This is a genomic window from Micromonospora sp. ATCC 39149 (genome assembly GCF_000158815.1).
Lineage (GTDB): Bacteria > Actinomycetota > Actinomycetes > Mycobacteriales > Micromonosporaceae > Micromonospora.
In genome coordinates this window covers 5,649,292-5,675,022 of record NZ_GG657738.1, presented here as the reverse complement: position 1 = coordinate 5,675,022, position 25,731 = coordinate 5,649,292, and the positions used below count along the sequence as shown (strand labels likewise).

Below are 25,731 nucleotides of genomic sequence, written 5' to 3'. Positions count from 1 at the left end.
GCGTCCCGGGATCCCGCCGTGGTGGTGGCCGGTCAGCGGCCCCCGCGCGCCCGGCGGGTGGCGTTGTTGTTCGCCTTCTCGATGGCCTTGACGAGTTCCGGCTTCGTCATCCGGGAACGGCCGGGGACGTCCAGCTTGCGGGCCACCGTCATCAGGTGGTCCTTGGTGGCGTTGGCGTCGACGCCGCCCGCCGTCGGCGCACGCCGCGCGGGTCCGCCGCCGGCCGCCTGGCGGTCGCTGGGCCCTTTGCGACCCTTGGGCTCCCAGTGGTCGCCCACCTTCTCGAACTCGTGCTTCACGGCGGCGAACGCGGTGCGGTGCGCCCGCTCCCCCTCGCCGTACGTCTGCACCGCCGAGTCGTGCGTCTTCTCCCAGGTGCGCTGCGCCTTCTCCGGAGAGCGTCGCAGCGTGCTGGGCAGTACCTCGCGCCCGGGCATGTCGTCCTCCTCCGCGTCGACTGCTTCCCCATTGACCGTTCCCCGGGGTCGCACGGGCAAACTGGCCAGGACGCTCCGACGACGGCGGCACCGGCCCGCCCCGGTGTCGGGTTTGTCAATTTCCGTCAGGGGGTACGGGCAGGGCCAGGCGAGCGCCGGGTGCCGGTCACCCGGCCGCCCGGGGCGCAGGGGGCGGTCATGGCAGCGACGACGGAACCGGGCACGACGACCCCCGACGGCGGCCGGGCGCGGCTGCCCCGGCGGGTCCGCCAGCTCAGCTGGCCCACCTGGCGGGGGGTGCTGCTGCGCAGCGGCCGGAACTTCGTCAAGGACAACTGCGCGGACTGGGCCGCCGCGCTCACCTACTACGGGGTGCTCGCGCTGTTCCCCTCGGCGATCGTGGTGGTCGCCCTGGTCGGTCTGGTCTCCGACGGCGAGCGGACGGTGGACACCGTGATCGACCTGGCCCGGGAGGTCGGCGCCGGGTCGGTGGTCGGCAACGACGGGTTCGTCAGCGCGGTGCGGGGCGTGGTCGACCAGCAGAGCGGCACGAAGGCGCTGCTCAGCTTCGGCCTGCTCGGCGCGCTCTGGTCGGCGTCGGGGTTCATCGGCGCGTTCACCCGGGCCTCCAACGCCATCTACGGCGTGCAGGAGGGCCGGCCGGTGTGGAAGCTGCGCCCGTTGCAGATCGGCCTGGCCGCCGTGACGCTGGTGCTGCTGGCCGTGGTGGCCACCGGGCTGATCGTCAGCGGCCCGGTCACCGACGCGGTGGGCGAACTGGTGGGCGCGGGCGGGCTGGCCCGGACGGTGTGGGGCGTGGCGAAGTGGCCGGTGCTGGCCATGGTGATGATGGTGCTGCTGTCGCTGCTGTTCTGGATCGCCCCGAACGTGCGCCAGCCCCGGTTCCGCTGGCTCACCCCGGGCGGCGCGGTCGCCCTGGTGTCCTGGGCGCTGGCCTCCTTCGGTTTCGGCCTGTACGTGGCGAACTTCGGCTCGTACGACGTGACGTACGGCAGCCTCGGCGCGGTGATCGCGTTCCTGGTCTGGCTGTACCTGTCCAACTCGGCGCTGATGCTCGGCGTGCAGATCAACGCCGAGCTGCAACGGGGCCGGGCGTTGCAGGCCGGCGAGCCGGACCCGGAGGAGCCGGTGCTGCCGGCGCGCAGCCCCGCCCATTCGTGACCCGGCGCGCCCAAATCGGGCACGCGTCGCGGTTTACCGGCGGCCGGCTCGGGTAGCGCAGAAGGCATGGAACGTGGCAGCAGCAAGCACAGTCCTAGGGTCGACGAGCAGATGAGCCAGGAGGTCAGCGGCCTGGTCCAGGGCCCCGGCACCGGTGGCTCGCGGGTGGACGAGTTCCGCCAGCCCGAGCCGGCCGGCGAGGACCAGCCGGAAGCCACCACGGCCCCGGCGGGCGAGCTGCGCACCGGCGCCCCGAAGGGGATGAGCTCCGTCGACGTGGAGCAGCGCAGCCGGCTCGGGCGCTTCATCACGATGACCGCCCTGCCCGGCGACCGGGAGACGCTCGTCGCCAACGCGCGCGACAACGACGCACCGGACGACCTGGTCACCGCCCTAGAGGGCCTACCGCCGGGCACCCGTTACCAGACGGTTTCCGAGGTGTGGGCCGCGCTCGGGCACAAGAACGAGACGACGCGTTGGTGAGTGGATCGGCCCACGGTTCCACCCCGCACCGACGTACTGAGGAGGATTGCTGATGAGTGGCGTCACCGAGCACGTGGAAGTGTCCGTCCCGATCCGGACCGCGTACGACCAGTGGACGCAGTTCGAGGAGTTCCCCCACTTCATGGAGGGGGTGCAGGAGGTTCGGCAGCTCACCGACACGAAGACCCACTGGACGGTGGAGATCGCCGGGGTGAAGCGCGAGTTCGACGCCGAGATCACCGAGCAGTTGCCCGACGAGCGGGTGGCCTGGCGCTCCACCGGCGGCACCCAGCAGGCCGGCGTGGTGACCTTTCACCGCCTCGACGAGGCGAACACCCGGGTGACCCTGCAGTTGGAGTTCGAGCCGCACGGCATCGTGGAGAAGGCCGGCGACAAGCTCGGTGTCGTCGACCGCCGGGCCAAGGGCGACCTGGAACGGTTCAAGCAGTTCATCGAGCGGCGCGGTCAGGAGACCGGCGCCTGGCGCGGCAGCGTCGACCGCCCCCAGCCCTGATCTTCCCCCGGGCACGAGCTGACCATGGCCGCCGGCATCCGGCGGCCATGGTCGTGCCCGGGGCATCCGCAGGGGTACGGGTACACCCGCCCCGTTGCGCTCGCCGACCCGTTTGCGCCCACCGGGCCCGGGTACCGCGAAGGGCATGACGGACAACGACCGCCACGTGTGGCGCGACGAGGAGCGGCTTCCCCTGGAGGAACTGGACCGGGCGCTGGCCCGGTCGACCCTCGACGGGCAGGCCGACGACGTGACCGGCAACGACGCCGGCGAGGAGGCGGCGTTCGGGCACGGCCCGGAGGCGGTGGACCGGGGCGCGTCGCCGACCGGCCGGGAGCGCGAGCGCACCGACGCGGAGCGGGCGTACCGGCCGTCGACCACGGGACGGACCGGCCCCGACACCATGTGACGGGGCTGGCGAACCGGGAGCGGACGGGGTCAGGGCCGCCGCGGCGAGGCAACGGCGTGCACGACGGTCAGGGCCACCGCGAGGACCACCAGCGCCGGTCCGAGCGCCTCGATCGAGGTGTTCGCGACCAACACGCCGATGCCGGTGGGCACCAGCGCGCCGCCCAGCCCGGCCGTCGCGATCTGGAGCCCGATGGCCCGGTCGGCGTGCGCGGCGCCCACCCGGTCGGCGGTGTTGAGGGTGAGCAGTGGGAACACCGGCGCCGCGGCGAAGCCCAGCACCAGCAGGCCGGCCACCGCCACCCAGGCCGGCGCGGGCAGGGCGATCAGCACCGCGCCGGCGACCATGCCGAGCAGGCTGCCGCGCAGCACCCGCCCGGTGCCGAGGCGCTCGGCGACGAAGCCCTGCACCACCCGCCCCAGGAACAGGCTCCCCCAGTACCCGGAGACACAAACGCCGGCCGCTCCGGCGGCCAGCCCTCGTCCCTCGGTGAGCAGCAGGAACGCCCACAGGCCGGCGGCGATCTCGATCGCGACGTACACCGCGAAGGCGAGGGCACCCAGCCAGACGGCAGGCAGGAGCAGCGTCTCGCGTACCCGCACGGGGTCGGTGGTCGTCGGCGGGGCCGGGCCGGTGGGGGTCGCCCCCGGCGCGGGTCGGTCGGCCCAGGCCCGCACGGTGAGGGCGAAGGCCAGGCCGAGGGCGAGCTGTGCGGCGGCGACCATGCCGTACCCCCAGCGCCAGGCGAGGCCGGCGCTGAGCACCAGCGTCATGATCAGCGGGCCGATGGCCACGCCGAGGCCGAAGAACGCGTGCATCCAGTTCATGTGGCGGGAGCCGAACGCGCCGGCCGCGTACGCGTTGAGCCCGGAGTCGATGGCCCCCGAGCCAAGCCCGAGCAGCAGCGCGCAGGCGGTCGTGACGGCAAGCCCGGGGCTGGCGGCGTAGCCGGTCAGCGCGAAGCTGGCCAGCAGGGTGCTGCCGGCCAGGAGCCGGCCGACGCCGAGCCGGGCCAGGGAGAAGCCGCCCAGCACGCTGGCGGTGAGGTAACCGATGGTCCCGGCGGTCAGCATCAGGCCGACGGCCTCGGTGGGCACGTCGAAGTCCGCCCGCATGGACGGCCAGCCGACGCCGAGCAGCCCGTCGGGCAGTCCGAGGCTGACGAAGGCGAGGTAGGCGAGCAGGAGCAGGGCGGGGCGGGGCGGCGCGGGGGTGGACACGATCGACCATCCTGCCTCACCGGCCCGTGAACGACCATCTACTTCGCTCGCATCCCCCGAAGGGCCAATAAGTACGGTACGTACAGCCAGGAAACCGGACAGGTCATCCAGAATCGTCCGATCGGGTGACGGCGATCCGGGCGCGCCGCGCAAGACTTTCCGAATGCGACAGGGCTCCGGCTTCCTCACCGTCCGTCAGCGTCGTCTCGCCTGGCTCGGCTTCCTCCTCGCCGCTGTCCAGGCACCGGTCGCCGCCAAGTTCGCCACCGACGACTCGTGGCTGTTCAGCCTCTGCGTCGCCCTGATGGTCGCCACGGTGATCATCGCCGACGACGCCTCCCGGCGTCGCCCGGCGAACGCCCGCTCCTCCGACTAGCTCGGTCGGGAGCCAACCGTCCGGCCGTCGGTCGCGTCAGCCGCCGACCGGGCGTGCCTCGTGTCCCGGGCGACCCCGGGTACGCCGCCGCTCCTTCATCTCCGCCTCGTACAGGTGCCGCCGGCCGCCGGCCAGCTCGTCGCGGGCCTGCCGGTCGAGGTCCCGGAACAGGGCGTAGTACCCGTCGTCGAAGTCCTCGACGACCTGGAAGGTCCACCGGCCGGCGATCACGTTGCGACCGAGCAGGTCGGTGGCGATCCGGTCGGCGATCGCGTCGTGGCCGGCCGCGCGGAACCTCTCGACGACGTCGTCGAGCATCAGGTCGGCGTGGCCGAGGAGCTGGTGCAGCGAGTACAGGTGCCCGCGTACCCGCTCGACGGTTTCCAGCGCCTCGCTGAGCCTGCCCAGCGCCTCGACGGTGGCATCGCTCACCCCGGCGGGGCGGCGGTGCCGCTCGTCGGGTTCGTCCTGCTGTCCCATGCGTTCCTCCCCGTGCCGGACGCGCCGGTGTCGACCCGTTCTCCCTTCTGCCCCTCGCCGGCCGGATCAATCCTCCCGGCTCGGGTGCCGACCGATGGGTGGGGGAGGCGGGACCGGCCGAGCGGCCGAGGCGAGCACGGGTACCGGCCGATTAGCCTCGGTCCTCATGCGCGCGTCGTCGAACCAGGTTCCGAGCAACTCCGCCGTGGACTCCGCCAGCGCCGCCCTGGCCGTCCTGGCGGTGTCGATCGGCACCGCCGGGCTCGCCGCCGCCGCCACCCGCCCCGGCCTGCTCGCCGAGATCGACCAGCACGCCGCCGCCGTCCGGGACAGCCTCGGCGGCGACCGCCGCCCGCTGACCGCAGCCGCGCTCGCCGGGTACGCCGAGGGCGTACGGGACGCGGCACGGGAGCACGGCTGGCAGGCGCCCACCCGCTCGGCGGACTGGTCGGCATCCGACTGGCTGCTCACCCGCCTGCTCGCGGTCTGTGCCCTGGCCCGTTCCCTGGGCGCCCGCCCGGCCGCGCCGCCGGCTCCCTGACCAAACCGCACGGCCTCTCTGACACACACCCACCGACGGAAACGCAGTGGGCGTGGGCGACCCGCACGACGGAGGGAGCCCGCGCGGGCCCCCTCCCCCTCGTGCTCCCCCGGTCAGCTACCCGGGCGGCCGAACTGCTGGGTCTCGTCGCCCGGCATGTTGCCGGAGCGGTACGTCCCCTGCCCGCCGCGCGCGCCGGTCATCGACCCCTCGGGCATGGCCCGGACACGCTCGGCACCCGCCCGGTCGGCCATCCGCCGCTCGACGTCGCCCCGGCCGGCGGTCTCCGCCTGGCGGTGCTCCCGCAGCGCCCGGGACTCCGCGGCGGCCCGGTCGAGCCAACCCTCCCAGCGGTTCTGCATCGGCCGTACCAGGCCACCGCCGACGCCGACGATCAGGATGCCGGCCACCGTGGCGAGCACCGCGATCAGCACCGGCGTGGTGACGGTCGTGGCGATGCCCACCTGGTTGAGCGCGGCGATGACGCCGAGCGCCAGAATGAAGACCGCCGTCAGGTCGGCCAGCACCCGGCCGTAGGACAGGCCGCCCAGGAAGCCGGTGACCAGGTCCCGCACCGCGTTGGCGATCGCGGCGGCCACCACCACGATGACGATCGCGATGAACGCCCGGGGCAGCCACGAGACCACCCCCCGGATCAGGTCGCTGATCGCGTTCGGCCCCCACACCCCGAAGGCGAACTGCAGGGTGAACAGCAGCACGGCGTAGTACGCCAGCTTCGCCAGGATGTCGCTGGCGTCGTACTTGGTGCGTTCCAGCGCGCGCCGGATCCCACCCCGTTCGACCGCGCGGTCGAACCCCACCCGCTCCAGTGCCGCGTCCACGATCTTGAGGACCGCTTTGGCGATGAGCCACCCCACCACGAGGATCACGATGAACGCGATCGCCCTCGGGACGAAGAGCAGCACCGACCTCCACATATCGGTCAGGGCGTTACCGATGTCTACCTGCCCGACCGCGAGGGTTTTCTGCATGGTGTCCCTCCTGTCGCATGGACTTCGGCGCGCGCATACCCGCCTCGTCCCGGCGCACGCCGCGCGACGCGCACCGATTTTTCCGACATCTGCCTCCAGAACCGCCCTGACCTGCGCTGACAGGCACCTGCCGCCGGCCCTGCGGGACCGTCGGACGCCGGGCGGCCCCGCGATCGGGCCGTGGGGCGGGCGCTCCAGCTAGGCTGCGGACATGCCAGGCACGGTCGGGCGAGTCCCCACGCCAGCAACGCCCGCCGCAGGGGCGTCCGCCTCCGACTCCGCCGGCGTCGTTCTCGGCCACTCCTGGGCCACGACGGCGCTCGGCCCGATCCAGCGCTGGGATCCGGCGGCACGCGGGGCGATCGAGCTGATCCTCGCCTCGCCGGTGCCGATGGCGCTCGCCTTCGGCGACGACCTCCTGCTGCTCTACAACGAGGCGTACGCGACGCTGATCGGTGACCGCCACCCGGGCGCGGTGGGCCGGCCGGCGGCCGAGGTGTTCGCCGACGTGTGGGACGAGCCGGGCGTCGGCGACGCGTTCGACCGGGCCTACCGGCAGGGCGAGTCCTCCCTGGAGCGGGAGGCCGTACTCCCGTTCGACCAGCCCCACCCCGACGCCCGCGCGCAGCCGGTGTTCACCCGGGGCCACTCCCCCGTACGGGACAGCGCGGGGCAGATCGTCGGGGTGCTGATCGTGGCCGCCGAGACCAGCCAGGTCACCGAGCAGTTGCAGAGCCTCGGCGACGTGGCCGCCGCCCTGGCGGGCACCCTCACCCTGGACGACGTGGCCCGGGTCGCACTGCGCTACCTGCTCACCGCGTTCGACGCCGACCGGGTCACCTTCGGGGTGGACGACGGCGCCGGGTGGCGCACGGTGCGGCGGGTACGCGGCGAGCTGCTGGACGAGGCCGACGAGCGGCTTCCCCCGCTGTGGCGGCGCTCGCCGGCCGAGTCCACCGGCCCGCTGATCGTCGCCGCGCGCAGCGGGGTCGCCCAGATCGTCTCCGACGGCCAGCCGCTGCGCGACGTCGCGGTGGACCGGCACGACCAGAAGGTCCGGGCGCTGGCCGCCCAGCCGCTGCGGACATCGGCCCTACGGGGCGGACTCACCGTCGGGTACCACGCGGTCCGGCCCTGGTCGGCCGCAGATCGGGCCCTGCTGGCCGCCTCAGCCGAGCTGATCGGCCAAGCCGCCGAGCGCGCCCGCCGGTTCGAGACCCAGCACGGCACCGCCCAGCTTCTCCAGCGCAGCATGCTGCCGGAGCACCTGCCGGACTTGCCCCGGCTGCGGATCGCCGCCCGGTACGACGCCGGTGTCGACGGCAACGCCGCCGGCGGGGACTTCTACGACGCGTTCCTGCTGCCCAGTGGCGAGCTGGGCGTCGTCCTCGGCGACGTCGCGGGGCACGACGTGCAGGCGGCGGCCCGGATGGGTCAGGTCCGGGCGGCGCTGCGTGCGCTGGCGCTGACCGATCCGCGTCCCGACGCCGTGCTCGCCGGGCTGGACCGCCTGGTGGGCAGCCTCGGGGCCGAGACCGGCAGCCAGGAGCTGTTCGTGACCGTGGTCTTCGGGGTGGTCGACGCACAGCGGGAACGGCTCACCCTGGCCACCGCCGGGCATCCCGCGCCGCTGGTGCGCCGGGGCGGGCCGGACGGCGAGCCGGTGGCGGAGTACCTGGACGTGCTGCCGGGCGCTCCGCTCGGGCTGGGCTGCGACCCGCGCACCACCACCGTCCGCTTCGCCCCCGGGGACACCCTGCTGCTGTTCAGCGACGGCGTGATCGAGCGGCGGCGGCAGAGCCTCGCCGCCGGGCTGGACAGCCTCGCCGGGGCCGTGGCCGACGCGGCCAGCGGCGACCCCCGGGCGCTGTGCGCGGTGGCGATGGCGGCCGTCGCCGGCCCCACGGAGGACGACGTCGCGGTGCTGGCGGTGGAACACGCGCTGATTCCCAGCCGCTCGGCGAGCGTGGAGGTGCCGGCGGAGCCGACCGCGCCGAGCCGGGTACGGCACTGGATGACCGCCCAGCTCACCGACTGGGGGGTGCCCGAGGGCGTGGTCGGGGCCGCGGTGCTGTGCACCAGTGAGCTGACGACCAACGCGCTGCTGCACGCCGGCACCGCCGCCCGCGTCGAGATCGACCTCAGCCCGGAGCGGTTGCTGGTGTCGGTCGCCGACTCCGGCACCCGGGGCACCGTGACCCGGGCCCGGACCGACACGTTGAGCAGCCGGGGCCGGGGCCTCGGCCTGATCGAGCAGCTCAGTGACGCCTGGGGTACCGACCCGACGGTGCGCGGCTCGACCGTCTGGTTCGAGATCCTCATCCCGACCGGGTAGCACGATCCCGACCGGGTGGCACGATCGCGGCCGGGTGGCAGGCGAACCCGTCGATCAGCCGCGCTTCGCCGCGTCGCCGACCGGGTAGGAGGGCACACATGACCACCGAGAATTCCTGCGGCGTCCTCTTCGACGTCGACGGCACCCTGGTCGACACCACCTATCTGCACACGGTGAGCTGGTGGGAGGCGCTGCGCCAGGCCGACCAGCCGGTGCCGATGGCGACCATCCACCGCGCCATCGGGATGGGCTCCGACAAGATCCTGGGCCACCTGCTCGGCCCGGAACGGGACCGCAGCGCCGACGGAAGGCTGCGCGACGCCCACAGCAGTCTGTACGGCGAGTACTGGGAGCGGCTGACCCCGCTGCCGCGCGCCGCCGACCTGCTGCGCGCCTGCGCCGGACGGGGGCTGCGGGTGGTGCTCGCCACCTCGGCCTCCGCGCACGAGGTGGGGGCGCTGCGCCGGGCGCTGGACGCCGACGACGTGATCGCGTCGGTCACCTGCGCGGCCGACGCCGACCAGAGCAAGCCCGCGCCGGACATCCTGGTCGCCGCGCTGGAGCAGTCCGGCCTGAACGCGTCCCGGGTGGTCTTCGTCGGGGACTCGGTCTGGGACGTCGCCGCCGCCGGCAAGCTGGACATCCCGTGCGTGGGGCTGACCTGTGGCGGCACCAGCCGGGGCGAGTTGGCCGGGGCGGGTGCGGTGGCCGTCTACGACGACCCGGCGGCTCTGCTGGGCGCCCTGGCGGACTCCCCGGTCGCGGCGCTGGGCTGACCGCCGGCCGTGCACAACCCGCGACGCGGGCGCATCGGTTGCGAGCAGTACGCATACGGCGACCGCCGACGGGGCAAGGTCCGTCACCACTCACCCACACCTCGCGGGTGGGGTGGAGGAGTGGTGTCGTGGAGCCCGTAGACGTCTCGTTCGCGGTGGTGGGGTTGAGTGCCCTGCTGGCCGGAATCCTCCCCCGGGTGTTGGAACGCCGCCCCCTGTCGATGCCGATCGCGTTCCTCGGCCTGGGCATGCTGATCTTCGTCCTTCCGACCGGGCTGCCCAACCCCGACCCGCTGGAGTATCCCCAGGTCGCCACCCACCTCACCGAGATCGGCGTGATCGTCGCGCTGATGGGCGCCGGGCTGAAGATCGACCGGCCGCTGAGCTGGGCCCGGTGGTCGTCCACCTGGCGGCTGCTGGCGATCGCGATGCCGCTGTGCATCGCGGCGGTGGCGCTGCTGGGCTGGTGGTGGGCGGGGCTGGTGCCGGCCGCCGCGCTGCTGCTCGGCGCGGCGCTCGCCCCGACCGACCCGGTGCTCGCCTCCGACGTGCAGGTCGGCGAGCCGACCGACGTGGAGGACTCCGAGGACGAGGTGCGGTTCGCGCTGACCAGCGAGGCCGGCCTCAACGACGCTCTGGCCTTCCCCTTCGTATACGCGGCCATCGCGATCGCCGCCGCCGGCCTCGCCCCGCGCGAGTGGTTCGCCGACTGGTTCACCGTCGACGTGCTGTACAGGCTGGCCGTCGGCATCGGCGGCGGGCTGCTGGTCGGCTGGCTGCTCGGCAAGCTGTTCTTCCGCGCGCCCAGCGAGCTGCGGCTGGCCCGGCACGCCGAGGGGTTCCTGGCGCTGGCCGCGACCTTCCTGGCGTACGGGCTGGTCGAGGTGGTGGGCGGTTACGGCTTCCTGGCCGTGTTCGTGGCGGCCCGGGCGATCCGGTCGGCGGAGCGCACCCACGAGTTCCACTCGGTGCTGCACGACTTCGCCGAGCAGGTCGAGCGGCTGCTGACCGTCCTGTTGCTGCTGCTGTTCGGCGGCGCGGTGGTCGGCGGACTGCTCGCCCCGCTGACCTGGCCGGCGGCACTGGTCGGGTTGGCGCTGGTCTTCGTGGTCCGGCCGCTGGTCGGCTGGCTGTCGCTGCGCGGCGCGCCGGGTCGGCCGGCGGAGCACTGGGTGATCTCGCTGTTCGGCATCCGGGGCGTCGGCTCGTTCTACTACGTGGCGTACGCGACGACGAAGGCCGACTTCCCGCAGTCCGCACTGCTCTGGGCCACGGTCGGCCTGGTGGTGATCGTGTCGGTGGTGGCACACGGCGTGGCCGCCACCCCGGTCATGCAGCTACTCGACCGCAAGGGCGAACGCACCGCCCGCCACTCCCGCGATCTCGCACTTGCGGCCCCGGAATAACGAACAAAAGGCCCGCCCGCGGACCTGCACGGCGCCCCGGCAGGCTTGCGGCCAGCGGGCCGGGCCGGGCTCGTGGGGATGAGCGACGGCCTTGCCAATCTGGCAAGCGCGTCAGATGAGCCGGTCTGGCAAGCTCGTCGCATGACCGACGACCTGGATCGGGCGCTCGCCGACGTCGGGCCCCGGCTGCGGGCGCTGCGCCGGCAGCGCGAGACGACGCTTGCCGAGTTGTCGGCGGCGACCGGCATCTCGGTGAGCACCCTGTCGCGGCTGGAGTCCGGCACCCGTCGGCCGACCCTGGAGCAGTTGCTCCCGCTGGCCCGGGCGCACGGGGTGACGCTCGACGACCTGGTCGGCGCCCCGCCCACCGGCGATCCGCGCATCCATCTTCGCCCGGTCACCCGGCACGGCATGATCATGCTGCCGCTGACCCGCCGGGCCGGCGGCATCCAGGCGTACAAGCTGGTGATCCCGGCTGGCAGCGGTCGCCGGGAGCCCGACCGGCAGACCCACGAGGGCTACGAGTGGCTCTACGTGCTCAACGGCCGGCTGCGGATGGTGCTCGGCGAGCGGGACATGATCCTCTCCCCCGGCGAGGCGGCCGAGTTCGACACCCGCGTGCCGCACTGGTTCGGCGCCGCCGACCCCGAGCCGGTCGAGTTCCTCAGCCTGTTCGGCACCCAGGGCGAGCGCGCCCACCTGCGTGCCCGCCCGAGGGAGTGAACCGACCGCCGGCGGGATAGAACCGGAGCCCGCCGGGCCCGGGGCAGTGAACCGGAGCCGCCGAGCCGGGGCAGCAGCCGGAGCCGGCGAGCTGCCAGCGTGATGCGGGGCGGTGCGCCGGCGTCGGTAGCCGGCACCGGCGGTCAGGGCGGGGGGAGGCGATGCAGCTCGACGCGGTCGAGTCGCCCCGACGCCACCCGCGCCGTCAGGTAGGTGGCGTGCGGTTGACGCCGCCGGTCGGTCGGGGAGCCGGGGTTGAGCAGGCGCAGCCCGCCGGGGGCGACGGTGTCCCACGGGATGTGCGAGTGGCCGAAGACGAGCAGGTCGCAATCGCCGTACGCGGCGGCGCAGCGCTGCTCGCGGCGAGCGCTCGGGCCGGTTTCGTGCACCACCGCGACCCGCAGGCCGGCTAGCTCGACGCGGGCCACCTCGGGCAGCCGGGCCCGCAGGTCGGGGCCGTCATTGTTGCCGTACACCCCGACGAGCCGGCGCGCCCGGTCCCGCATCGCATCGAGGAGCGCGACGTCCACCCAGTCCCCGGCGTGCAGCACCACGTCGGCGGCGTCGATCTCCGCCCAGAGCGGCTCGGGCAGGTCGCGGGCCCGTTTCGGCACATGGGTGTCGGCCGTGATCACCAGGCGCATGCCGCCATTGTCTCTCTTCACGAACCGGAAGATGGCGTCACAGGGTCTTCACATGCCGGTAATGGACGCGTACCTTGTCGAGAAAGCATGGGAGCGCTTCCACGCATACTCATCAATAATGGAGGACGACGTCAATGAGAAGCAGACCTGCGCTCACAGCCGTGGCTGCCAGCGCACTCACCGCCGCCGTCGCGGTCAGCATCCTCGGCGGCACGCCGGCCTCCGCCGCCGACTCCGCGTTCTACGTCGACCCTCAGGCCAGCGCTGCCCGCTGGGTCGCCGCCAACCCCGGCGACTGGCGGGCAGCCGTGATCCGGGACCGGATCGCGGCCGTGCCGCAGGGTCGCTGGTTCACCACCACCAACACCTCCACCGTACGGTCGGAGGTGGACCAGTTCGTCGGCGCCGCCGCCGCGGCGGGGAAGGTCCCGATCATGGTGGTCTACAACATCCCGAACCGGGACTGTAGCGGCGCCAGCGGCGGCGGCGCGCCCAGCCACACCGCCTACCGGCAGTGGGTGGACCAGGTCGCCGCCGGCCTGGCCGGGCGGCCCGCCACGATCGTGCTGGAGCCCGACGTCCTGCCGATCATGACGAACTGCCAGAACGCCAGCCAGCAGGCCGAGACCCGGGCGTCGATGGCGTACGCCGGCAAGAAGCTCAAGTCGGGCTCGGCGCAGGCGAAGGTCTACTTCGACGCGGGGAACTCGGCGTGGCTGGCCCCCGCCGAGATCGCGTCCCGGCTCAACGGCGCGGACATCGCCAACAGCGCCGACGGCATCTCGCTGAACGTGTCGAACTACCGCACCACCGCCGAGTCGGTGTCGTACGCCAAGCAGGTCATCGCCGCCACCGGCGTGTCCCGCCTGAAGGCCGTGATCGACACCAGCCGCAACGGCAACGGCCCGCTCGGCTCCGAGTGGTGCGACCCGCCGGGGCGGGCGATCGGCACGCCGAGCACCACCGCCACCGGCGACTCGGCGATCGCCGCGTACCTGTGGGTGAAGCTGCCCGGTGAGGCCGACGGCTGCATCGCCCCGGCCGGCCAGTTCGTCCCGCAGCGGGCGTACGACCTGGCAATCGCCGCCGGCCCGGTCCCGACCACCGCCCCACCCACCACGGCTCCGCCGACCACCGCTCCCCCGACCACCGCTCCCCCGACCACCGCGCCGCCGACGACCCCGCCGAACGGCGCCTGCAAGGTCACCTTCACCCCGAACACGTGGTCCGGTGGGTTCACCGCCGAACTGCGGGTGACCAACGGTGGCAGCGCACTCAACGGGTGGTCGCTGAGCTTCGGCTTCGGCTCCGGTTCCGGGGTGCGGCTGACCAGCGGCTGGAACGGCGAGTGGAGCCAGAACGGCGACGTGTTCCTCGTCCGCAACGCCGCCTGGAACGGCAACCTGCCGGCCGGCGGCACGCTCAGCGTCGGGTTCCAGGGCACCTTCTCCGGAGCCTCGCTGCCCACCGCCGTCGGGTTCACCCTCAACGGCTCACGCTGCAACTGAGGCGACGACACCCCGACCGCGACGACCCGCGACCGGGATGACACCCCGACCACGATGACGCCCCGACCGCCGTGCCGCCGCGCGGCGGTCGGGGCCCGTCGGCCGGGCGACGCCGGTCAGGCGCCCTGGCCCTGGTTCTGCATCAGCCCGCCGTCCATGAAGTACGTCGACCCGGTCACGTAGTCGGCGTCGTCGCTGGCCAGGAAGACGGCGAGCCGGGCGATCTCCTCCGGCTCGGCGGCCCGCTTCCACGGGATGCTCTGCACCTGCTCCTCCAGGTAGGCCGGGTCGTCGATGGCCTTCTGGTTGAACGGGGTGAGCACCATCCCGGGCCCGATGTTGTTGACGTTGAGGTGCATCGGCGCCACCTCCAGCGCGAGGCTCTTTGCGAACTCCAGCAGCGCGCCCTTGCTGGCGTCGTAGTCGGAGCCCCCGGCGCGGGCCACCTCCTGGTGGATCGACGTGATGTTGATGATCTTCCCGTGGCCGCCCTGGTCGCGGCGGTGTCGCACGAACCGCCGCGAGCAGAAGAACGCCCCGTAGACGTTGATCCGGATCGCCCGGTCCCACGTCTCGGTGTCCAGGTCCGCCACGGGGATGCCGGAGGCGTCCACCCCGGCGTCGTTCATCAGCACGTCGAGGGTGCCGAACTCGGCGATGGCCGCGTCGAACATCGCCTCGACGTCCTGCTCGTCGCTGATGTCGCAGCGCACCACCACCGCCCGCCGGCCGGCCTGCTCGACCCGTTCCCGGGTGCTCTCGGCCCCCTGCCGGTCGTGCAGGTAGTGCACCACCACGTCGGCGCCCTCGCGGGCGAACTCGATGGCCGTGGCCTGCCCGATGCCCGAGTCCGAGCCGGTGATCAGGGCGGTCCTTCCGTCGAGCCGTCCGGTCATCAGCGTGCTCCCTCCGGTCGTCCCGTGCCGGTCGGCACGGTCTGGCGCGGGCGGTCCGCGCGTGCGTGTGGCTGCTGCTCGGCCTCGGTGAGCCGCCCGGCGGCGTTGATCAGGCCGATGCGCGAGAACGCCTGCGGGAAGTTGCCGACGAAGCGGTAGTCGAAGTTGCGGTCCCCGCCCAGCGCTTCGGGCAGCGAGGTGGTCGCCGCCGCGACGATCGCGCCGCTGGGCTGGTACGTCATGCCCTGCACGACCAGCGCGCTGCGCCGCACCAGCTTCCTCGCCCTCGCCGCAGGTCACCGGCACGTCGCCGCGCAGCCGCAGCCGGGCCGCCCCGCAGGAAGCCGTGTTCGCCGATCCGTCCGCTGTCCACGGCGGTGCCTACCCGGCGTCGGCGAGCAGCATTCGCTCCGGCGACGACGTTACCGCCCGCCGGCCGGGGGAACGCGGGTGGTCGACGAAGGAGGACACCATGACCAGACCCTCGACCTCGACTGCGGCCTGGCAACCCGGCATGCCGGGCGCGAGCAACCTCCCGTCCGGCCCGGCGGGCCGGCCCGCCGCGCCCAGTGGCGACGGCAACGGCCCGCAGGCGGGGCCGCCGACCGTGACGATCGGTTCGTACCCGGACTATCCGTCCGCGCAACGGGTGGTGGACTACCTGGCCGACAACCGGTTCCCGGTGGAACGCACCGCGATCGTGGGGACGAACCTCACTCTCGTCGAGACGGTGCTCGGCCGGCTGACCACGGGCCGGGCGGCCCTGCTCGGCGCGGGCACGGGTGCCTGGTTCGGTCTGTTCATCGGCCTGCTGTTCGGGATCTTCACCGCTGGTAGCTGGCTCGCGGTGATCCTGGTCGGGCTGGTGATCGGCGCGATCTGGGGTGCCGTGTTCGGCGCGGTGGCGCACGCGATGACCGGGGGCCAGCGGGACTTCACCTCGGCGAGCACGCTGCGCGCCGCCCAGTACGCGGTCACCGTCGATGCCGACCTGGCCGACCAGGCCCAGCAGCTACTGAACCGGATGCACCTGACGCCGACGGGCGCGACCGCCCGCTGAGCGGTGACCTGACTGCCCAACGGGCGGCCCCGGGGACTCCCCTGGGCCGTCCGCCGTCCGTCGGGGGGTGGACGCCCACCGGCGGCGTCCGCGACCTGGTGGTATCCGGCCGCCGGGATTCGGCCAGGTCGGCCACATGACGCCCCCTGCCCCCGTCCGGTCCCGTCGGGCGATTCCGGGCCGGCTGTTCAAATCCGAATGGACTCGTCCATCAATCTCCGTGTGATGTCTGCCAACCGCAGCGGCAGCAGTAGTCAAAATTTGAAAGAGTGCTACTGTTGCGGCATGTCGGAGAGTCTGGATCGGCAGCGGATGGCCTGCTGGCGGGCCTACATCGAGTCGAGCCAGCGGCTGTTCACCCAGCTTGAGGACGACCTGCGGGCCGACAGCGAGCTGACCTTCGCCGACTACCACGTGCTCGTGCTGCTCTCCGAGGCGCCGGGCCAGCGGCTTCGCATGGGCGAGCTGGCCAGCCGGCTGGTCTTCTCGCCCAGCCGGCTGACGTACCAGATCACCACGATGCAGAAGCGCGGCCTGGTCGCCAGGGAAGCCTGCCCGGTCGACCGGCGCGGCAGCGAGGCGGTGCTCACCGCCGCCGGGCTGCTGGCGCTGCGCGAAGCCGCGCCGCACCACCTGCGCTCCGTGCGCACCCATTTGATGGACGACCTCGACGACACCGAGGTCGCCTGCCTGACCCGGGTCTTCGAACGCCTCGGCCGGCGGCTGCGCGCCGACCGCGACGCCTCGGCCACCCCCAGCGAGTAAAGGAGTTCGAGATGCCCGCCATCACGGTCGACGACGTTCTCGTCCTGCCCCGCCTGCCCCGGCTCGACGAGTCCACCCGCTACCGCCCGGTCCGCAGACTAAGCACCGCCCCCAGCGGGTACGAGGGCGAGGGCTTCCCGGTCCGCCGGGCCTTCGCCGGGGTGCCGATGCACGAGCTGGATCCGTTCATCCACCTCGACCAGATGGGCGAGGTCGACTACGCCCCGGGCGAGCCGAAGGGCACCCCGTGGCACCCGCACCGGGGCTTCGAGACGGTCACCTACATGATCGACGGGATCATGGATCACCAGGACACGCTCGGCGGCGGCGGCACGATCACCGACGGCGACACCCAGTGGATGACCGCCGGCAGCGGGTTGCTGCACATCGAGGCCCCGCCGGAGCACGTGGTGGTCAGCGGCGGCCTGTTCCACGGCCTCCAGCTCTGGGTCAACCTGCCCAGGGTCGCGAAGATGAAGCCGCCGCGATACCAGGACATCCGCGGCAAGGAGTCGGCGCTGCTCACCACGCCGGACGGCGGGGCGCTGATCCGGGTCGTCACCGGCGAGATCGCCGGGCACCGGGGGCCGGGCTCGACCCACACCCCGATCACCATCGCCCACGTGACCGTGCAGCCCGGGGCCGAGTTGAGCCTGCCCTGGCGGGCCGACTTCAACGCCTTGGTCTACGTGCTCGCGGGGCGCGGCACGGTCGGCACCGACCGCCGGCGGTTCCACACCGGCCAGCTCGCCGTCCACGGTCCGGGCGACGCGCTGCGGGTCACCGCCAACGGGACGCAGGACTCGAACAGCCCCACCCTGGAGCTCTACGTCATGGGCGGGCAGCCGATCCGGGAGCCCGTGGCCCACCACGGGCCGTTCGTGATGAACACCCGGGACGAGCTGATCCAGGCGTTCGAGGACTTTCAGGCCGGCCGGCTCGGGGTGATCCCGGTCGAGCGGCTGCCGCACTCCGCCGGGCAGGGCGACCGCCCCTGACCGACGCCGGACCGGGCGTCACCGGGTGGCACCCCGGTGGCGCCCCTCGGCGTACGCGAAGAAGCCCCGTGCTCGAGACACGGGCTCAGGAGAGCGCGAAGATTCCCGCCACCCCCAGCAGCACCATCACCAACACGGCGACCAGCGCGCCCCGCTCGCCCTCCACCGGCTGTTCGCGGTGCTCGGTCATGACATCGTGTGGCTCGGCGGGCATCGTGCGGCCTCCTCGGTGTTCGCTTCGCTGTCGGGCGGCTCCGCGCCGATCGTCGGGCAGCCCACCGGGGGTACCGGTCGGCATGCGGACCCGGCGCGGGGGTCCTACGGTGAGGACGTTGTCGACCTCGGGAGGCTGGAGCGTGCCGATGCGGGACTGGTTCCTCACCGCGGCCGAACGCGCCAACCCGGTCTCACGGATACCCGTCTGGACGACCGGAAACCTCGCCGAGCCGCTGATTCACGGCGCGGCGTACTTTGACCGGCTGGTCAGCGAGGTGGAGGCGCTGCGGGCCGGCGACCACCTCTTCTTCACCGACTGGCGCGGCGACCCGGACGAGCTGATGCGCCCCGGCGGCCCCACTGTCGCCCAGTTGTTCAGCCAGGCCGCCCAGCGCGGCGTGGTGGTCAAGGGTCTGCTGTGGCGCTCCCACCTCGACGCCCTGGCGTTCAGCGAGGCGGAGAACCGCAGCCTGAGCGAGACAGTCTGCGCGGCCGGTGGCGAGGTGCTGCTCGACCAGCGGGTCCGCCGGGGCGGCTCGCACCACCAGAAGCTCGTCGTGCTGCGCCACCCGGACGCCCCGCAGCGCGACATCGCCTTCGCGGGCGGAATCGACCTGTGCCACAGCCGCCGCGACGACACCGCGCACCACGGCGACCGGCAGGCCGTGCTGATGTCGCCCCGGTACGGCGACCACCCGCCCTGGCACGACGCGCAGCTCGCGCTGCGCGGGCCGGTGGTCGGCGCGCTGGACACCACGTTCCGGGAGCGATGGACCGACCCGATGCCGCTGGACTCGGAGAACCCCCTGGCGTACCTGCGGGACCGGCTGCGCAGGGCGGACCTGCGCCCGGATCCGCTGCCCGACCAGCCGGCCGACCCGCCGCCGTGCGGCCCGCACCAGATCCAGGTGCTGCGCACCTACCCGGCCGTGCGCCCGCGCTACTCCTTCGCCCCCGACGGCGAGCGGACGGTGGCACGCGGCTACACCAAGGCGGTACGGCGGGCCCGCCGGCTGATCTACCTGGAGGACCAGTACCTCTGGTCGACCGAGGTCGCCGACCTGTTCGCCCGCGCGCTGCGCGCCAACCCGGAGCTGCACCTGGTGGCCGTGGTCCCTCGTCATCCCGACGTCGACGGCCGGTTCGCGCTGCCGCCGAACCTGGTCGGGCGGGAGCAGGCGCTGGCGCTGTGCGACAAGGCCGCGCCCGACCGGGTGCACGTCTTCGACCTGGAGAACCACGCGGGCGACCCGGTGTACGTGCACGCCAAGGTCTGCGTGGTCGACGACGTGTGGGCCAGCGTCGGCAGTGACAACTTCAACCGCCGCTCGTGGACCCACGACAGCGAGCTGTCCTGCGCCGTGCTCGACGAGACCCGGGACTCCCGCGCCCCGCAGGACCCGGCCGGGCTGGGCGACGGGGCCCGCCGCTTCGCCCGGGACCTGCGGCTGCGGTTGTGGCGGGAGCACCTGGATCGGGATCCGGGCGGCGGTCAGGACGACGATCTGCTCGACCCGGCCTCGGCGGTCCGGGCGATCACGTCGGCTGCCGACGCGTTGCAGCGCTGGCACGACTCGGGGCGGGTCGGCCCGCGCCCGCCGGGCCGGCTGCGCCCGCACCGCCCCGAGCGGCTGCCCTGGTACACCCGGGCCTGGGCGCTGCCGGCGTACCGGCTGGTCTACGACCCCGACGGCAGGCCGCTGCGGGCGCGCCGGTCCGGAACTTGGTGACCGTCGGTCCACTCCCGCCGGGCCCCGGAACCAGCAATCGCGATCACTAGTTCGCATGTCGGTGACCCTTTTGAGGCAAAAACATGCTGGAAGAACCTTAAGTACATCGTACTTTCGGCTAGATTTCCGGGAGCCGATCAGGCTAAGGTAAGTCCCGAACGGCCCATCTGAAGCTAAACCGAAGCGTCACGTCTTTATCCGCGGACGAGGTGCAGGGAGGACCACCCATGACCGCGCCAACGACCAGCGAGCAGACGATCACAACGCCGGCGACCACGGCCAAGCTCGACCCGCGTGCGCTCACCGACAGCGCAGCCGATTTGCTCAACGCGATGGCGGCACTGCCCGCCAACCACCCGTCGCGCGCCGCGATGCGGGACCGGGCGATCGAGGCATGGCTGCCACTGGCCAACCACCTCGCCCACCGCTACAGCGGCCGGGGCGAGCCGACCGACGACCTCGCGCAGACCGCCGCCGTCGGCCTGATCAAGGCCATCGACAAGTTCGACCCGTCGCGCGGCGTCGACTTCGCCGGCTACGCCATCCCGACCATCATCGGCGAGCTCAAGCGGCACTTCCGGGACCGCACCTGGGACATCCGGGTCCCGCGCCGCCTCCAGGAACTGCGTCTCGCGATCTCCGACGCCAACAGCACCCTGCTCCAGACGCTGGGTCGCTCCCCCACGGTCGCCGACATCGCCGCCCACCTCAAGCTCACCGAGGAAGAGGTGCTGGAGGGTCTGGAGGGCGCCCGCGCCTACAACGCGGTGTCGCTGTCCACCCCGACCGGCGACGGCGACCGGGCCACCGAGCTGGGCGACATGCTCGGCGGCGAGGACACCGAGTTCGAGCTGGCCGAGCTGCGGGTCGCCCTCGGCCCGGCGCTCGCCACGCTCGACGAGCGCGAGCAGAAGATCCTCACCCTGCGCTTCTACGGCAACCTGACCCAGTCGCAGATCGCCGACCAGATCGGCGTCTCGCAGATGCACGTGTCCCGGCTGCTCGCCCGGGCGCTGACGAAGCTGCGGGGTCAGCTCGACGGCACGTACTAGGAACACACCGGCGGTGGCGTGCGCCACCGCCGGTCCCGTGGCCCGGTCGGCGGTGCGCCGGCCGGGCCCTCGCGCGGCCCAGGGCGGAACCGGGCCCGCTGGCCCGACGCACCCCGTTGTCGTCCAGCCAGGCGTGGTCGTGGCGCAGCAGCGCGGAACCGAGCCCCTCACTCACCTCGACGACCCCGCACGCACCCGCGCCGGCTCACCGCCGAAGTCCTGGGCGGCCAGCAGGGTGGCGCTCTCCGCCCCCAGCCCGATGCGGGCGTAGACGTCCGGCCGGCTACGGCGCAACACCAACGCCCAGAGCACGCCCACCAGCGCGGCCACCGGGTACGCCGCGGGGACGGCCCAGCGCAGCACGGAGTCGGGAGCGACGCCGAGCAGGATGGCGAAGTTGTCCACCGCCACCGTGATGATGGCGACCAGCGCCACCGCGGCCAGACCGGGGGCGATCAGCCGCCGCCACAGGCTCTCCTGCGCCCGGGTCCGGGCGAAGTACGCCATGACCGCGATCGACGTGGTGGCGATCAGCAGCAACACGCCGAACCCGCCGCCGCAGGCGGCGTAGTAGAAGAGCTGGAGCACCGGGTCCCAGCCGATGACCGCGTACAGCACGATCACCACGAGGCCGAGAACGCTCTGCGCGAGCGAGGCGACCCGGGGCGACCCGGTGCGCGGCGAGGTCTGCCCGAACGCCGCCGGCAGCACCCGCTCCCGGCCGAGCGCGAACGCGTACCGGGCGGTGGTGTTGTGGAGGGAGATCATCGCCGCCGGCACCGAGGTCATGAACAGCACCTGGCCGATGGTGAGGGCGGTGTCGCCGAGGTGGGCCGCGGCCAGGTTGAAAATCAACTCGACGCTCTGCTCGCCGGCCCGCGCGGAGATCCGCTCCGGCCCGACGGCCACGGTCATCGCCCACGACGACAGGGCGTAGAGCCCTGCGATGATCGCCACCGACAGGTAGGTGGCCATCGGAACCGTGCGCCGGGGATCCTTGCTCTCCTCGCTGAACACCACGGAGGACTCGAAGCCGACGAAGCCGGTCATGGCAAGCACCAGCAGCGCGCCGGCCCCCGGGACGAGCAGGCTGTCCGGGGAGAACGCGGCGAGGTTGACCGAGCCGCCGGCCGGGTGGCTGAGCTGCCCGAGGTCGAACACGAGGATCACCGCGATCTCGGCGACCAGCAGCACCGCCAGGACCATGCCGTTGACGTCGACCCGCAACAGACCGAGCACGGCGACCAGGGCCCAGGCGACCAGGGCCACCACCCACCAGGCCGGCGCGACGCCCAAGAGCCGCTCCAGCACCGGCGTCGCCGCCGCCCCGATCGCGCCGTACAGGCCGACCTGGAGCGCGTTGTACGCCAGCAGGGCGACCCACGCCGCGCCGACGCCGGCCGGCCGGCCCAGCCCCCGCGAGACGTACGCGTAGAACGAGCCGGCGTACTTCACCCGGCGGGCCATCGCCACGTACCCGACGGAGAAGAGGGCGAGCACCGCGCCGACCACCAGGAAGGCCAGCGGCATGCCGGTGACCCCCGTGACGGCGTACCCGGTGGTGACCACGCCGGCCACCACGGTCAGCGGCGCCGCCGCGGACAGCACGAAGAAGATCACCGACGGCACGCCGCGGCGCCTGCGGGCCAGGGCGTCGGAGACGTTGCTCGGTCGTCCGGTTGCCGTCGTCGGAGGCATCGAAGGGCTCCAGTTCGAGAATGGGGTGAGGGGCCGGCGGCCGTCAGGGCATGCCGCGCAGCACGGCCGCGCCGACGGCGGCCTCGGTGTGCGCGACGAGTTCCTTCAGGGGCGGGGGCAACGCCGGGATGAGAACACTGAGCCGGTGGTGGGCGCGGGGGCCGGCGCTCCACAGCACCTCGCGGGTGAGGCCGGCGGCGGAAACCAGGCCGAGCAGCAGCGCGTCGGGCACGGTCGGGGGCTCCGGCCGGTCGAGCAGGGCACGCAACCGGGTCGCCGGCCAGGCCACCGCGTTGAGGTCGATCGGGGCGTAGCTGACGCTGGTACGCAGCAGGCGGCGGTTCTCCTGCCGCCGCAGCACGCCGGCGCGGGCCAGCCGCTCCGCCACCGAGGTCGCCGCGCTCTGGCCGAGAAAGCTCAGCCAGGTGCGCACCGACTGGTGCTGGGACTCGCCGACCAACTGGTCCAGGACGGTGTGGGCCAGGGCGTCGGCGGGCGGACGGCGGTCGACCACGGTCACGTTCCCGGCGGAGACCGTAAGCTGTCCGAACAGGACCAGCTCGCCGAGCAGGGCCGCCGCCAGGCCGATGCCCGCCGCGCTGGAATGCAGCTTCGGCTTGCCGCGGCTGTCGTTGTGGACGATCAGATAGAACTCGTCAGCGGTGAGCACACGAGCCTCCCGAACGGATTGTCCACAACTGATCGACGCCGGGTGAAAGGATGCACGTCAGCGGATTGCAATGCAACTCCCACTTTCGGCAGTTGCACTCCGTATCCGAACGACCTGGGGATCTTGGCATGACAGACTCGGAGGGTGACCGCCAGCCCGACCATCCGTCGCCGCCGAATCGCCCGCGAGCTGCGCCACCTGCGCGAACTTTCAGGGATGACCCTCGACGTCGCCGCCCGCCAGCTCGACATGTCCAAGAGCAACCTCTCCCGGATCGAGAACGCCCAGATCGGGATCAAGCCCCGGGACGTCCGGGCCGCCCTGGCGCTCTACCAGGTCACCGGGGCCGACGCCGAGGCGCTGATCGAGATCGCCCGGGGCGCGCAGCAGCGCGGCTGGTGGCAGAACTACAGCGAGGTGCTTCCCGAGTGGTTCGAGTTCTACGTCGGGCTGGAGGCCGACGCGGCGTCGCTGCGCACGTACGAGGCCGAGGCCGTGCCCGGCCTGCTCCAGACCGAGGCGTACGCCCGGGCGATCTACCGGCTGACCGCCGGGGAGGAACGCATCGAGCGCAAGGTAGCCGTCCGACTGCGCCGCCAGGAGGTGCTGTACCGGGAGGACCCGGTCGAGTTGTCGGTGGTGCTCAACGAGGCGGTGCTGCTGCGGCCGGTCGGCGCGCCGGCCGCGATGGCCGAGCAGCTCGCCCACATCCATCACGTCGCGCAACTACCGAACGTTACGGTGCAGGTACTTCCATTCTCGGCCGGCGGGCACCCCGCGATGACCACCCCGTACGTCATCCTGGGCTTTTCCGACGACGCCGACGCATCCGTGGTTTACCTGGATAACCTCACAATGGGACTGGCTCTGGAGGAAGCCGATCATGTGTGCGGGTATAGCCTGTTGCACGAGAAGCTGTGCCGGATGGCGCTCAGTCCGGCGGATTCGTTGACCCGCCTGGAGGACGCTTCTCGTAACTTTGCGTGACCGCATCGCGGCGCGCTAGCAGAAGATGAGAGGTACGGCGATGACCGCGCTCGACCTGTCCCGGGCGGCCTGGCGGACCAGCAGCCGCAGCAGCGGCAACGGCAACTGCGTCGAGGTGGCCACAGCCGACGGTCGGATCGCGGTCCGCGACTCCAAGGACCGCGGCGGGCCCGCGCTGGCCTTCGCCCCGGCCGCCTGGGGGGCGTTCGTCGCCGGCCTTGACGCCGTACGCCCCTGCTGAGGCCCGGCGGCCCGGTGCGACAGTAGGACGGTGCTCGCCGACGTATCCCTCGACCTGCCGGTCCGCCCCGCCCTGCCGGCGCTGCTCGACGCGCTGCGCGCGACCGGCGGCGCGGTCCTGGTCGCGCCACCGGGCACGGGAAAGACCACCCTCGCCCCGCTGGCCGTGGCCGGGGCGGTCGCCGGCCGGGTGGTGATCGCCCAGCCACGCCGGGTAGCCGCCCGCGCGGCGGCGCACCGGATGGCGGCCCTGCTCGGCGAGCGGGTTGGCGACCGGGTCGGGTACGCGGTACGCGGCGAACGCCGGGTGGGCGCCGCCACCCGGGTCGAAGTGGTCACCACCGGTCTGTTGGTACGTCGGCTACACCGCGACCCCGAGCTGCCCGGCGTCGGCGCGGTGCTGCTCGACGAGTGCCACGAGCGGCAGCTCGACGCCGATCTGGCGCTGGCGTTCACCGCGCAGGCGCGCGAGGCGCTGCGCCCCGACCTGTGGCTGCTGGCCATGTCGGCGACCCCGGACACGGACCGGTTCGCCGCGCTGCTCGGCGCAGACGGCGCACCGGCTGCGGTGGTGCGGGCGGAGGCGGCGCTACACCCGGTGACCCGGGTCTGGGCCCCGCCGCCCCGGCCGGCCGCCGTGACCGCGTCCGGCCGGGTCGACCCGGCGCTGCTGGACCACGTGGCCGCGACGGTCCGACGGGCGCTCGCCGAACGCGACGGGGACGTGCTGGTCTTCCTGCCCGGGGTGGGCGAGATCGCCGCCGTGACCGGCCGGCTGGCCGCCCTGCGAGGCACCGTCGACCTGCTGCCCCTGCACGGGCGGCTACGCGCCGCCGAGCAGGACGCCGCGCTACGCCCGGCCGGCCGGCGGCGGGTGGTGCTGGCCACGGCCGTGGCGGAGAGCAGCCTGACCGTGCCCGGGGTCCGGGTGGTGGTCGACGCCGGGCTGGCCCGGGTGCCCCGGGTGGACCTGTCCAGAGGGCTGGGGACGCTGGTGACCGTGCCGGTGTCCCGGGCGGCGGCGACCCAGCGGGCCGGCCGGGCCGGCCGGGAGGCCCCCGGCCACGTGTACCGGTGTTGGTCGGAGGCGAGCCACGCCCGGCTCGCCGCCCAGCCGGAGCCGGAGATCGCCACCGCCGACCTCACCGGGTTCGCCCTGGAGTTGGCCGCCTGGGGCAACCCGGACGGCACGGGGCTGGCCCTGCCCGACCCGCCGCCGGCCGCCGCCATGACGGTCGCCCGGGACACCCTGACCACTCTCGGCGCGCTGGACGCCACCGGTCGGATCACCGCCCGGGGGCGGGCCATCGCGGGGGCCGGTGCGCACCCTCGGCTGGCCCGGGCGCTGCTCGACGGCGCGCCGGTGGTCGGCGCGGACCGGGCCGCCGAGGTG

The 25,731-nt window shown here is 73.3% G+C and carries 29 protein-coding genes; 19 read left to right on the top strand and 10 right to left on the bottom strand.

Translation table 11 applies throughout. The features are described from left to right. Positions 1 to 32: 32 nt before the first annotated feature. The gene (locus tag MCAG_RS24880) at positions 33 to 437 is read right to left on the bottom strand and encodes a ChaB family protein (protein WP_007075718.1); all 405 of its coding nucleotides are present in this window, start codon (positions 435 to 437) and stop codon (positions 33 to 35) included. A 198-nt stretch (positions 438 to 635) separates the two neighbouring features. Between MCAG_RS24880 and MCAG_RS24875 the strand changes: the two genes are divergently transcribed. The 4 genes from MCAG_RS24875 to MCAG_RS24860 all read left to right on the top strand — a co-directional run bounded on the left by MCAG_RS24875 (position 636) and on the right by MCAG_RS24860 (position 3,025). Further along, positions 636 to 1,619: a YihY/virulence factor BrkB family protein gene (locus tag MCAG_RS24875; RefSeq protein ID WP_036377966.1), complete on the top strand. Its 984-nt coding sequence runs from the start codon at positions 636 to 638 to the stop codon at positions 1,617 to 1,619. A gap of 66 nt (positions 1,620 to 1,685) precedes the next feature. Beyond that, positions 1,686 to 2,102 (top strand): DUF2795 domain-containing protein, encoded by a 417-nt coding sequence (locus MCAG_RS24870; RefSeq protein WP_007075716.1) that lies wholly within the window; start codon positions 1,686 to 1,688, stop codon positions 2,100 to 2,102. 52 nt (positions 2,103 to 2,154) lie between these two features. Next, positions 2,155 to 2,616, top strand: coding sequence for an SRPBCC family protein (locus tag MCAG_RS24865; RefSeq protein ID WP_036375131.1), 462 nt, complete (start codon positions 2,155 to 2,157; stop codon positions 2,614 to 2,616). A 145-nt stretch (positions 2,617 to 2,761) separates the two neighbouring features. Further along, positions 2,762 to 3,025 carry a hypothetical protein gene (locus tag MCAG_RS24860; protein WP_007075714.1) on the top strand — a complete coding sequence of 88 codons (264 nt, stop codon included), beginning with the start codon at positions 2,762 to 2,764 and terminating at the stop codon, positions 3,023 to 3,025. Between the two features lie 29 nt (positions 3,026 to 3,054). Here MCAG_RS24860 and MCAG_RS24855 read toward each other — a convergent pair whose 3' ends face one another. Further along, positions 3,055 to 4,245: a sugar MFS transporter gene (locus MCAG_RS24855; protein ID WP_198141621.1), complete on the bottom strand. Its 1,191-nt coding sequence runs from the start codon at positions 4,243 to 4,245 to the stop codon at positions 3,055 to 3,057. 163 nt (positions 4,246 to 4,408) lie between these two features. On the opposite strand from MCAG_RS24855, the gene MCAG_RS24850 reads away from it, so the two are divergent. Further along, complete coding sequence (locus MCAG_RS24850; protein ID WP_007075713.1) at positions 4,409 to 4,621, top strand: hypothetical protein; 213 nt, start codon at positions 4,409 to 4,411, stop codon at positions 4,619 to 4,621. Positions 4,622 to 4,657: 36 nt separating this feature from the next. Here MCAG_RS24850 and MCAG_RS24845 read toward each other — a convergent pair whose 3' ends face one another. Beyond that, positions 4,658 to 5,101 carry a hypothetical protein gene (locus tag MCAG_RS24845; protein WP_007075711.1) on the bottom strand — a complete coding sequence of 148 codons (444 nt, stop codon included), beginning with the start codon at positions 5,099 to 5,101 and terminating at the stop codon, positions 4,658 to 4,660. A gap of 166 nt (positions 5,102 to 5,267) precedes the next feature. On the opposite strand from MCAG_RS24845, the gene MCAG_RS24840 reads away from it, so the two are divergent. After that, positions 5,268 to 5,642: a DUF6401 family natural product biosynthesis protein gene (locus tag MCAG_RS24840; RefSeq protein WP_007075710.1), complete on the top strand. Its 375-nt coding sequence runs from the start codon at positions 5,268 to 5,270 to the stop codon at positions 5,640 to 5,642. A gap of 113 nt (positions 5,643 to 5,755) precedes the next feature. Here the strand turns inward: MCAG_RS24840 and MCAG_RS24835 are convergent, their stop codons facing one another. Continuing rightward, on the bottom strand, positions 5,756 to 6,634 hold the full coding sequence (locus MCAG_RS24835) for a hypothetical protein (RefSeq protein ID WP_007075709.1): 879 nt from the start codon (positions 6,632 to 6,634) through the stop codon (positions 5,756 to 5,758). Between the two features lie 211 nt (positions 6,635 to 6,845). On the opposite strand from MCAG_RS24835, the gene MCAG_RS24830 reads away from it, so the two are divergent. The 4 genes from MCAG_RS24830 (at position 6,846) to MCAG_RS24815 (ending at position 11,874) form a co-directional block, all read left to right on the top strand. Next, positions 6,846 to 8,969 carry a SpoIIE family protein phosphatase gene (locus MCAG_RS24830; protein WP_007075708.1) on the top strand — a complete coding sequence of 708 codons (2,124 nt, stop codon included), beginning with the start codon at positions 6,846 to 6,848 and terminating at the stop codon, positions 8,967 to 8,969. 98 nt (positions 8,970 to 9,067) lie between these two features. Then, entirely contained in the window at positions 9,068 to 9,745 is a 678-nt protein-coding gene (locus MCAG_RS24825; protein ID WP_036375128.1) for an HAD family hydrolase, read from the top strand. A 128-nt stretch (positions 9,746 to 9,873) separates the two neighbouring features. Next, complete coding sequence (locus tag MCAG_RS24820) at positions 9,874 to 11,151, top strand: sodium:proton antiporter (protein WP_036375125.1); 1,278 nt, start codon at positions 9,874 to 9,876, stop codon at positions 11,149 to 11,151. 141 nt (positions 11,152 to 11,292) lie between these two features. Continuing rightward, complete coding sequence (locus tag MCAG_RS24815; protein WP_036375122.1) at positions 11,293 to 11,874, top strand: helix-turn-helix domain-containing protein; 582 nt, start codon at positions 11,293 to 11,295, stop codon at positions 11,872 to 11,874. Between the two features lie 143 nt (positions 11,875 to 12,017). On the opposite strand, the gene MCAG_RS24810 is transcribed toward MCAG_RS24815, so the two are convergent. Next, complete coding sequence (locus MCAG_RS24810; RefSeq protein ID WP_007075705.1) at positions 12,018 to 12,518, bottom strand: metallophosphoesterase; 501 nt, start codon at positions 12,516 to 12,518, stop codon at positions 12,018 to 12,020. Between the two features lie 161 nt (positions 12,519 to 12,679). Here MCAG_RS24810 and MCAG_RS24805 point away from each other — a divergent pair, with 161 nt between their 5' ends. Further along, positions 12,680 to 14,026: a glycoside hydrolase family 6 protein gene (locus tag MCAG_RS24805; RefSeq protein WP_007075704.1), complete on the top strand. Its 1,347-nt coding sequence runs from the start codon at positions 12,680 to 12,682 to the stop codon at positions 14,024 to 14,026. Between the two features lie 116 nt (positions 14,027 to 14,142). Here MCAG_RS24805 and MCAG_RS24800 read toward each other — a convergent pair whose 3' ends face one another. Together MCAG_RS24800 and MCAG_RS24795 are read right to left on the bottom strand one after the other, a co-directional pair. Then, positions 14,143 to 14,922, bottom strand: a complete 780-nt coding sequence (locus MCAG_RS24800) for a glucose 1-dehydrogenase (RefSeq protein WP_007075703.1) — start codon at positions 14,920 to 14,922, stop codon at positions 14,143 to 14,145. Beyond that, on the bottom strand, positions 14,922 to 15,194 hold the full coding sequence (locus tag MCAG_RS24795; RefSeq protein WP_007075702.1) for a hypothetical protein: 273 nt from the start codon (positions 15,192 to 15,194) through the stop codon (positions 14,922 to 14,924). Before MCAG_RS24795 ends, MCAG_RS24800 begins: the two co-directional genes overlap by 1 nt. Before the next feature lie 200 nt (positions 15,195 to 15,394). On the opposite strand from MCAG_RS24795, the gene MCAG_RS24790 reads away from it, so the two are divergent. The 3 genes from MCAG_RS24790 to MCAG_RS24780 all read left to right on the top strand — a co-directional run bounded on the left by MCAG_RS24790 (position 15,395) and on the right by MCAG_RS24780 (position 17,745). Then, positions 15,395 to 15,982, top strand: a complete 588-nt coding sequence (locus MCAG_RS24790; protein WP_007075701.1) for a general stress protein — start codon at positions 15,395 to 15,397, stop codon at positions 15,980 to 15,982. A gap of 285 nt (positions 15,983 to 16,267) precedes the next feature. Continuing rightward, complete coding sequence (locus MCAG_RS24785) at positions 16,268 to 16,747, top strand: MarR family winged helix-turn-helix transcriptional regulator (protein WP_036375115.1); 480 nt, start codon at positions 16,268 to 16,270, stop codon at positions 16,745 to 16,747. Positions 16,748 to 16,758: 11 nt separating this feature from the next. Next, positions 16,759 to 17,745, top strand: coding sequence for a pirin family protein (locus MCAG_RS24780; protein ID WP_007075699.1), 987 nt, complete (start codon positions 16,759 to 16,761; stop codon positions 17,743 to 17,745). An 85-nt stretch (positions 17,746 to 17,830) separates the two neighbouring features. Here the strand turns inward: MCAG_RS24780 and MCAG_RS35790 are convergent, their stop codons facing one another. After that, on the bottom strand, positions 17,831 to 17,959 hold the full coding sequence (locus MCAG_RS35790; RefSeq protein WP_255348999.1) for a hypothetical protein: 129 nt from the start codon (positions 17,957 to 17,959) through the stop codon (positions 17,831 to 17,833). A gap of 142 nt (positions 17,960 to 18,101) precedes the next feature. Between MCAG_RS35790 and MCAG_RS24775 the strand changes: the two genes are divergently transcribed. Beyond that, complete coding sequence (locus MCAG_RS24775) at positions 18,102 to 19,691, top strand: phospholipase D-like domain-containing protein (protein ID WP_036375112.1); 1,590 nt, start codon at positions 18,102 to 18,104, stop codon at positions 19,689 to 19,691. 227 nt (positions 19,692 to 19,918) lie between these two features. Continuing rightward, entirely contained in the window at positions 19,919 to 20,743 is an 825-nt protein-coding gene (locus tag MCAG_RS24770) for a SigB/SigF/SigG family RNA polymerase sigma factor (RefSeq protein ID WP_036375109.1), read from the top strand. 171 nt (positions 20,744 to 20,914) lie between these two features. On the opposite strand, the gene MCAG_RS24765 is transcribed toward MCAG_RS24770, so the two are convergent. Continuing rightward, complete coding sequence (locus MCAG_RS24765; RefSeq protein WP_007075696.1) at positions 20,915 to 22,441, bottom strand: APC family permease; 1,527 nt, start codon at positions 22,439 to 22,441, stop codon at positions 20,915 to 20,917. Between the two features lie 43 nt (positions 22,442 to 22,484). Then, a complete protein-coding gene (locus MCAG_RS24760; RefSeq protein WP_007075695.1) occupies positions 22,485 to 23,111 on the bottom strand; it encodes a GPP34 family phosphoprotein in 627 nt (208 codons plus the stop codon). A gap of 144 nt (positions 23,112 to 23,255) precedes the next feature. Here MCAG_RS24760 and MCAG_RS24755 point away from each other — a divergent pair, with 144 nt between their 5' ends. The 3 genes from MCAG_RS24755 to MCAG_RS24745 form a co-directional block, all read left to right on the top strand. Continuing rightward, entirely contained in the window at positions 23,256 to 24,098 is an 843-nt protein-coding gene (locus tag MCAG_RS24755) for a helix-turn-helix transcriptional regulator (RefSeq protein ID WP_007075694.1), read from the top strand. Positions 24,099 to 24,138: 40 nt separating this feature from the next. Further along, positions 24,139 to 24,339: a DUF397 domain-containing protein gene (locus tag MCAG_RS24750; RefSeq protein ID WP_036375106.1), complete on the top strand. Its 201-nt coding sequence runs from the start codon at positions 24,139 to 24,141 to the stop codon at positions 24,337 to 24,339. A gap of 30 nt (positions 24,340 to 24,369) precedes the next feature. Continuing rightward, positions 24,370 to 25,731 (top strand): helicase-related protein (locus tag MCAG_RS24745; protein ID WP_007075693.1); only part of this gene is annotated, 1,362 nt, incomplete at its 3' end.